General features: G+C 73.3%; 4 protein-coding genes. All 4 read right to left on the reverse strand.

The genetic code is table 11. The annotated features are described in order from the left end of the window. Nucleotides 1–103 precede the first annotated feature (103 nt). The gene (gene mtaB, locus ACZJYS_RS22040) at nt 104–1,303 is read right to left on the reverse strand and encodes a tRNA (N(6)-L-threonylcarbamoyladenosine(37)-C(2))-methylthiotransferase MtaB (RefSeq protein ID WP_493180329.1); all 1,200 of its coding nucleotides are present in this window, start codon (nt 1,301–1,303) and stop codon (nt 104–106) included. Nucleotides 1,304–1,410: 107 nt separating this feature from the next. Continuing rightward, complete coding sequence (gene dapF, locus ACZJYS_RS22045) at nt 1,411–2,253, reverse strand: diaminopimelate epimerase (RefSeq protein WP_493180326.1); 843 nt, start codon at nt 2,251–2,253, stop codon at nt 1,411–1,413. Nucleotides 2,254–2,374: 121 nt separating this feature from the next. After that, nucleotides 2,375–4,846 (reverse strand): phenylalanine--tRNA ligase subunit beta, encoded by a 2,472-nt coding sequence (gene pheT, locus ACZJYS_RS22050; protein ID WP_493180327.1) that lies wholly within the window; start codon nt 4,844–4,846, stop codon nt 2,375–2,377. Between the two features lie 3 nt (nt 4,847–4,849). Further along, nucleotides 4,850–5,571: phenylalanine--tRNA ligase subunit alpha (gene pheS, locus ACZJYS_RS22055; RefSeq protein WP_493180328.1), on the reverse strand; the 722-nt coding region annotated here is incomplete at its 5' end.

A 5,571-nucleotide genomic window follows, 5' to 3' on the forward strand; every position in this document is an offset into this window, starting at 1 on the left:
GGTGCCCGGGCTCCATCTCGGGCGCGGGCGCCGCCGCGTCCTCGGCCGCCTTGTCCTTCTCACGGCCCGTCAGGCGGGCCCACAGGTCACGCAGTGCCATGCCTCAGGCCACCTCGGCCAGCAGGCCGTCCGGCCCGGCGGCGGTGACGCGGGCGCGCAGCACGGCGCCATGATGGCCCGCGGCGCCCTTCAGGCGCAGCGGGGCGAAATGCTCGGTATGGCCACGATCGGGACTTTCCAGCAGCACCGATTCCTCCTGTCCCAGACGGGCGAATGCAAGACGGGCGTTGTAGAAGCGCAGGGCGGCCTCGGCGCCGGCGGCGCGCAGCCGGGCGGCGCGCTCCCGGCGCAGCGGAACCGGCAGCTGCGGCATCCGCGCGGCGGGCGTGCCCGGCCGCTCGGAATAGGGGAAGACGTGCAGGAAGGTCAGCCCCGCCTCCTCCACCAGCGCCAGCATCTCGGCGAAGTGTTCCTCGGTCTCGGTCGGGAAGCCGGCGATGAGGTCAGCGCCGAGGGCGAGGCCCGGGCGCAGCGCCTGCGCGCGGCGGGCGCAGGCCAGCGCCTCCGCCCGGCCGTGGCGGCGGCGCATGCGCTTCAGCATCAGCTCCGCCCCGTGTTGCAGGGAGAGGTGCAGGTGCGGCATCAGCCTTGGCTCCTCCGCCAGCAGGCGCCAGAGATCCTCGTCCATCGCCGCCGGGTCGAGCGAGGAGAGGCGCAGCCGCGGCAGCTCCGGCACCAGGGCCAGCAGGCGGCGCACCATCTGCCCGAGCGGCGGCCGCCCCGGAAGGTCGGTGCCGTAGCTGGCGATGTCCACCCCCGTCAGCACCACCTCGCGGTAGCCGGCCTCCAGCACCGCCCGCACCTGCGCCACGATGGCGCCCACCGGCACGGAGCGCGAGGGGCCGCGCCCATAGGGGATGACGCAGAAGGTGCAGCGGTGGTCGCAGCCCTGCTGCACCTGCACGAAGGCCCGCGCCCGCCCGGCGAATTCGGTGACGAGATGCGCTGCCGTCTCGGTGGCGGCCATGACGTCGGAAACCGGCGCGGGCGGCGCGGCGGGGGCCCAGGCCTCCGGCTTCAGCTTGTCGGCGTTGCCGATGACGCGCGCGACGCCCGGCAGCGCTGCCCAGGAATCGGGGGCGATCTGCGCGGCGCAGCCGGTGACCAGGATCGGCGCGCCCGGGTTCTCCCGCGCGGCGCGGCGGATGGCCTTGCGCGCCTGCTTCTCCGCCTCGGCGGTGACGGCGCAGGTGTTGACCAGGATGGCGCCTTCATGCCCCGCCCGCAGCGCCAGCTCGCGCATCGCCACGCTCTCATAGGTGTTCAGCCGGCAGCCGAAGCTGAGCACCCGCACCGGCCCGGCGGAGAGATCCTCGGCCGGCGCGCCGGCTGCCTCCGGCGGGCGGGCATTCATCCCGGGAAGGCCTGCGGGTCGAAGCGGCCCTCGAAGGCGGTGGCCACGGGGCCGGCCATCAGCACATGCCCATCCAGCCGCCATTCCATCTCCAGCGTGCCGCCGGGCAGCTCGACCCGGGCGCGGCGGCCGGCCAGGCCCCGCCGGTGCGCGTTGACCAGCGTGGCGCAGGCGCCGGAGCCGCAGGCCAGGGTCGGCCCCGCGCCGCGCTCCCAGATGGCGACGCGGATATGGTCCGGCGCCAGCACCTGCGCGAAGCCGATATTGGCCCGCTCCGGCAGCAGCGCGTGGTGCTCGGCCACCGGGCCGAGGGCGCGCCAGTCGATGGCGTCCAGCTCGGGGACGAAGAAGGTGGCGTGCGGGTTGCCCATCGAGCAGGCGGCGGGGTCGGCGACGGCGCCGAGGTCCATCGGCAGGTGCAGCGTGTCCATCTCGGCCGCCAGCGGCACCTCCCGCCAGCCGAGCAGGGGCGGGCCCATGTCGGCGCGGACCCAGTCGGTTCCGTGGGGGCCGTCCGGCAGGCGCTCGCAGGGCAGGTCGCCGCGGATGGTGCGGACCACCACCCGCTCCCGCCCCGTCTCGGCCATGAGCAGGTGGGCGACGCAGCGCGTGGCGTTGCCGCAGGCGCCGGCCTCGGAGCCGTCCGGGTTGTGGATGCGCATGAACACGTCGGCGCCCGCCCCGGGCGTCTCCAGGGTGATGAACTGGTCGCAGCCGATGCCGTAATGACGGTCCGACAGCGCGGCGATGCGCTTGGGGGCCAGCGGCAGCGGGGCGGGGCGGGCATCGACGATGACGAAGTCATTGCCCAGCCCGTGCATCTTCCGGAACGGGATCATGCTGCGCCATATGCCCCGCATGGCCGCCGAAATGAAGGCCCGCCGCGTCCTTCTTCGTTCTGGCCTGACTCGCAGGAAGAAGATGGGGGCGCGGGGGAATTCCTTCCCCCGCCCTTGCTTCTCACCCGCGCAGCGTGGCGCCGGTCGCCTTGGCCACGGCGGCGACGATCTTCGCCCCCACCGCCTCGATCTCGGCGTCGGTCAGGCTGGCCTCGCGCGGCTGCAGCGTCACCTCCAGCGCCAGCGACACCTTGCCCTCGGGCAGCTTCTCGCCGGCGTAGCGGTCGAACAGCGCCACATCCGTGATCAGCGTCCGCTCCGCCCCGCGCGCGGCGCGGAGCAGGTTCTCCGCCGGCACGCCGGTGTCCACCAGGAAGGCGAAGTCCCGCTTCAGCGGCTGGAAGGCGGGCAGGTCCGGCACCGCCTTCTTCTTGCGCTTCGGCTCGGGGATGGCGTCGAGGAACACCTCGAAGGCCACCGCCGGGCCGGCGAGGCCGAGCTCCTCGCGCAGCTTCGGGTGCAGCTCGCCGAACTGCGCCAGCACCACCTTCGGCCCCTGCCGCACCACGCCGGAGCGGCCGGGGTGGTAGTAGCCGGGGGCGTCGGTGGTGACGGAGAGCGCCGCCATCGGCACGCCGAGCGCCGCCAGCACGGCCAGCGCGTCGCCCTTGGCGTCCATCGCGTCCACGGCGCGGGCCGGGGATGCCCAGTGGCGCGGCGTCTCGCCCAGGCGCAGGCCGGCGGCCACGGTGAGCTGCCCCTCGGGCGTGATGTCGCGGTAGGCGGCGCCCAGCTCGCACAGCGCCACGTCCGGGTAGCCGCGCGCGGCGTTGCGGGCGGCGGCCAGGGCCAGGCTCGCCACGGGGGTGGGGCGTATCTGGTCGAGATCGGCGGCGATCGGGTTCTCCAGCCGCAGCGCGGCGGGCGTGTCGCCAAAGCGGGCCGCCACGCGGCTGTCGAGGAAGCCGAAGGAGACGCAGTCCAGCATCCCCCGCGCGGCCAGCGTGCGGCGGGCCAGCACGGCGCGGGCCTGCTTCGGCGTCAGCGCGGGGCGCGGCACGGGGGAGGCGACGGGCAGCGACACGGCCGGGATGCGGTCCAGCCCGTGGATGCGCAGCACCTCCTCCAGCAGGTCGCATTCCGGCTCGATGGCGGCGCAGCCCTCGGCGGCGGCCTGGGCGCGCTCCGCCGGCAGGCCGGGCGCCTGGGTCAGGCTGCCCTGGGCGGCGACGTCGTTGCGCCAGGAGGGGACGGAGACCGTCACCCGCGCCGCATCCCGCGCCACCACGCCGAAGCCGAGGCGCTCCAGCGTAGCCACCGCCGTGTCGGCGTCGATGTCGGCGCCGCCGAGGCCGGCGATGCGCTCGAAGCGCAGGCTGGCCTGGCGCCGCCACATCGGCTCCGCCCCGGCCTGCGTCACCTCGGAGGCCTCGCCGCCGCAGAGGGCGATGACCATGGCCGTGGCCGCCTCCAGCGCATCGGGCAGCAGCGCCGGGTCGATGCCGCGCTCGAAGCGCTGGCGGGCATCGGAGCGCAGCTCATGCCGGCGGCCGGAGAGGGCGATCCGCACCGGGTCGAACAGGGCGCATTCGATGAACACCTCGGTGGTGTTCTCGTCCGAGCCGGAATGCTCGCCGCCCATGATGCCGGCGAGGCTTTCCACCGCCTCCGCATCGGCGATCACCAGGTCCTCCGGCGTGACCGCCACCTCCTTGCCGTTCAGCGCCAGGAAGGTCTCGCCGGGGCGGCCGGGGCGGAGGAACAGGGCATCGCCCTTCACCTTGGCCACGTCGAAGACGTGCAGCGGGCGGCCGAGGTCGAAGGTGAAGAAGTTGGTGATGTCCACCAGCGCGTTGATCGGGCGCAGGCCGATGGAGACCAGCCGGTCCTGCAGCCATTTCGGCGAGGGGCCGTTCTTCACGCCGCGCACGGCGCGGCCGAGCACCCAGGGGCAGGCCACCGTGTCCTCCACCACCCAGCGCAGCGGCGAGGGATAGACCCCCGGCACCGGCTCGGGTGCGAAGGGCTTCAGCGTGCCGAGGCCGGCGGCGGCGAGGTCGCGCGCGATGCCGCGGATGGAGAGCGCGTCGCCCCGGTTGGGGGTGATGGAGATTTCCACCACCGGGTCGTCCAGCCCCGCCCATGTGGCGTAGGGCACGCCCACCGGCGCGTCGGCCGGCAGGTCGATGATGCCCTCATGGTCGTCGCCAAGGCCAAGCTCGCGCGAGGAGCACATCATGCCCTCGCTCTTCACGCCGCGGATCTCGCCGACCTTCAGCGTGATGCCGGTTCCGGGCACATAGGCGCCGGGCAGGCCGAGCACGGCCTTCATGCCGGTGCGCGCATTCGGCGCGCCGCAGACGACGGAGCGGAGGATGCCATCCCCCACATCGACGGTGCAGGCGCGCAGCCGGTCGGCATTCGGGTGCTGCACCGCCTCGACCACATGGGCGATGCGGAAGGGCGCGAGCGCCGCGCCACGGTCCTCGACGCCTTCGACCTCCAGGCCGATGATGTTGAGGGCGGCGGTGATCTGCTCCAGCGAAGCATCCGTCTCCAGATGCTGCTTCAGCCAACTCACAGAAAACTTCATCGCTCAGACCCCTTCGGCCAGGGTGGCGGGGGAGAGGGGGCTGGTGCCGTAGTGGCGCAGCCAGCGCACGTCGCTCTCATAGAAGGGGCGCAGGTCCGGGATGCCGTGCTTGAGCATGGTGATGCGCTCGATGCCCATGCCGAAGGCGAAGCCCTGGAACTCGCGCGGGTCGATGCCGCAATTGGCCAGCACGCGCGGATGCACCATGCCGCTGCCCAGAATTTCCAGCCAGTCGCCGCCCTTGCCCAGCTCGCCGGTCTTGCGGTTCCAGCCGATATCCACCTCCATCGAGGGCTCGGTGAAGGGGAAGTAGGAGGCGCGGAAGCGCACCGGCAGGTCGCTGATGCTGAAGAAGGCGCGCAGGAAATCGACCAGGCACCCCTTCAGGTGACTGAGAGAAATGCCGCGGTCGATCACCAGCCCCTCCACCTGGTGGAACATCGGGCTGTGCGTCGCGTCATGGTCGGCGCGCCAGGTGCGGCCGGGGACGATGACGCGGATCGGTGGCTCTTGCGCCAGCATGGTGCGGATCTGCACCGGGCTGGTGTGGGTGCGCAGCACGGGGCGGCGGCCATCAGGGCCGGCGGGGACGTAGAAGGTGTCGTGGTCCTGCCGCGCCGGGTGGTGGTCGGGGATGTTCAGTGCGCCGAAATTGTACCAGTCGCCCTCGATGTCCGGCCCCTCGGCCAGGGCAAAGCCCATGGCGCCGAAGATCGCCACGATCT

Source organism: Roseomonas sp. TS2 (genome assembly GCF_058833935.1).

What these genes read in the sequence shown, in the direction of transcription:
- pheT (WP_493180327.1), bottom strand. Translation starts at nt 4,846, where the DNA reads ATGAAGTTTTCTGTGAGTTGGCTGAAGCAGCATCTGGAGACGGATGCT.
- mtaB (WP_493180329.1), bottom strand. Translation starts at nt 1,303, where the DNA reads ATGCGCGAGCTGGCGCTGCGGGCGGGGCATGAAGGCGCCATCCTGGTC.
- dapF (WP_493180326.1), bottom strand. Translation starts at nt 2,253, where the DNA reads ATGATCCCGTTCCGGAAGATGCACGGGCTGGGCAATGACTTCGTCATC.